The organism is Promicromonospora kroppenstedtii DSM 19349, assembly GCF_000515355.1.
In the GTDB taxonomy this organism is placed as follows: domain Bacteria; phylum Actinomycetota; class Actinomycetes; order Actinomycetales; family Cellulomonadaceae; genus Promicromonospora; species Promicromonospora kroppenstedtii.
Genome location: NZ_KI911765.1, coordinates 1 through 2,131 on the forward strand (window position 1 = coordinate 1; position 2,131 = coordinate 2,131).

General features: G+C 74.5%; 2 protein-coding genes. One reads left to right on the forward strand and one right to left on the reverse strand.

All coding sequences use genetic code 11. The annotated features are described in order from the left end of the window. Positions 1-29 precede the first annotated feature (29 nt). Positions 30-1,202, reverse strand: a complete 1,173-nt coding sequence (locus PROKR_RS29490; protein WP_036971341.1) for a LolA family protein — start codon at positions 1,200-1,202, stop codon at positions 30-32. A 174-nt stretch (positions 1,203-1,376) separates the two neighbouring features. Between PROKR_RS29490 and PROKR_RS29495 the strand changes: the two genes are divergently transcribed. Further along, the gene (locus tag PROKR_RS29495; protein ID WP_036971486.1) at positions 1,377-2,063 is read left to right on the forward strand and encodes a response regulator transcription factor; all 687 of its coding nucleotides are present in this window, start codon (positions 1,377-1,379) and stop codon (positions 2,061-2,063) included. The last annotated feature ends 68 nt before the right edge of the window (positions 2,064-2,131 follow it).

Consider the following 2,131-nt stretch of genomic DNA (forward strand, 5'->3'; position numbering starts at 1 on the left):
CGGCGGCGCCGGCTCGGCGCCGCCTGCGGTCACTGCTGGTCCAGGGCGTCGACGAGCACCTGCTCGGGCACCGCGCCGGCCGCGACCCGGCCGTCGTCGGTCACGATCGCGCCGCCGACCCTGATCTGCACGTGGGTCCCGGTGCCGAAGTCGCCGGACACCGGCTGCCCGATCCGCTCCAGCGCCCCGGTGAGGTCCTGCTCGCCGCCCGTGAACGCACCGGGCAGGTCGCCGGACGCCGCGCCGCCGGACATCCCGGCGGGCATCTTCGGCAGGTCGGCCGGCAGCTCGGCGATCACCACGGTGTCCCAGCCGTCGCCGACCGTCGTCACGCCCTGCTCGGCCATGTGGTCGGCCATGTTGTCGGTCATGTTGTCGGTCATGTTGTCGGCCATGTGGTCGTCCGGCCCGGGCTTCCCGGCCCGATGCGCTGCGGCGTCGCCCGCGTCGGTGGTCTCGACCTTCGTGCCCTGCGGCGGTGTGAAGTCGAACAGCGCCGGGTCCTGCGCGCCGAGGTCGAGCTGGACGAACCCGAGCGAGAGCACGGGCTCGGACCGGCCGTTGGCGTACACGTCGAACGCGAGCGGCATGCGCGTCTGCTCGTCGATCGCCACGGTGACCTCGCGCAGCAGCGTCTTCTCCGACGGCTTGGGCGTCAGCACGAGCTCGTAGGCTGCGCGGCCCGCGACGCGCGCCGTCCCGTCCACGGTGATCTCGCTGGTCGGCCGGAGCTGCTCGATCATCTCGGCGGCGGCCCGGGCGGGGTCCGCCAGCTGCGCCTCGGCGTGCTTCCGGGCGGCCGCGGCGTCGGCGTCGTCCCAGGTGAGGTGCTCCGCCGTCCGCTCCTGCGAGTCGTAGGCCCAGACCTCGTCGGGGTTCTTCACGAACGTCACCTCGGACGTCGGCTTCTCGAGCTGGACCCGGGCGCTCTCCTGGCCGTCGTGGAACACCCGCGCCGACTCGAAGTCGAGGTCCGGCGTGCCGGGCAGGGCGGGCAGCCCGAGCTCGTTGCTCACCTCGGCCTCGCCGGAGAACGCCTGCGGCTCGGCCGCCAGGACCGAGGCGACCAGGGCCTCCGGTTCGACGGCGGGGAGCACCGGATCGTCGTCCGCGCCCGCGGGCAGGGTGGTCAGCGCCAGGCCCGCGAGCCCCACGGCGATACCTGACCCCGCGGCGACCAGCGCCTTCGTCCTCGGCCTCATGTCGGCTCCTTCGCTCCTGTGGACCGTGCCCGGCCCCGTCGTGCGTGACCTCGTGCCTGACTTCTTCCACCATGCGCCCTCGCGGCTGAGACCGCGCTGAGAGTCACCTCGCGGGTGCGGCGAACCGGCCCGTCGGCACCCCCGCGAGGCCGGCCGTGCGGCATGCTGGCAGGCATGAGGCCGCAGATCCTCGTGGTGGACGACGAGCCCGGCGTGCGCAAGGCGCTGGACCGCGGCCTGCGCGCGGAGGGCATGGACGTCACCCTCGCCGCCGACGGGCCGACGGCGCTGCGGCTAGCCCGCACCGGGTCGTTCGACGCGATCCTGCTGGACATCATGATCCCCGGGCTGTCCGGGTACCGCGTGCTGCAGGAGCTGCGCGCCGCCGGGATCACCACTCCCGTGCTGCTCGTCTCGGCCAAGGACGGCGAGGTCGACCAGGCCGACGGCCTGGACCTCGGCGCCGACGGCTACCTGGTCAAGCCCTTCTCGTTCGTGGTGCTGCTCGCGCAGGTGCGCGCCCTGCTGCGCCGGACGGCGGCGGGCACCGTCCGGACCCGCATCCTGGTCGGGCCGCTGACGGTGGACCGTGCCTCGCGCACCGTGCGGTACGACGACGTCGGCGTCCCGCTGAGCCCGCGTGAGTACAGGCTCCTGGAGGCGCTGGCCTCGCGGCCGGGCACCGTGTGGACCAAGCAGGAGCTGCTGACCGAGGTCTGGGGCGACGAGCAGGCCGCGACCCGGAACGTCGTCGAGGTGTACGTGGGCTACCTGCGCCGCAAGCTGGCCGCCGTCGGCGCCGGGGACCTGGTCCGGACCGTCCGGGGGCACGGGTACCAGCTCGGGGACGCGCTCCGGTGAGCGCGCCGCCGAGCGCGCCGTCGGGCGGGCGCTGGTCCGGGGTCTCGCTGCGCCTGCGGATCACCCTC

Coding starts and splice junctions, on each gene's coding strand:
- PROKR_RS29490 (WP_036971341.1), bottom strand. CDS start 1,202: ATGAGGCCGAGGACGAAGGCGCTGGTCGCCGCGGGGTCAGGTATCGCC.
- PROKR_RS29495 (WP_036971486.1), top strand. CDS start 1,377: ATGAGGCCGCAGATCCTCGTGGTGGACGACGAGCCCGGCGTGCGCAAG.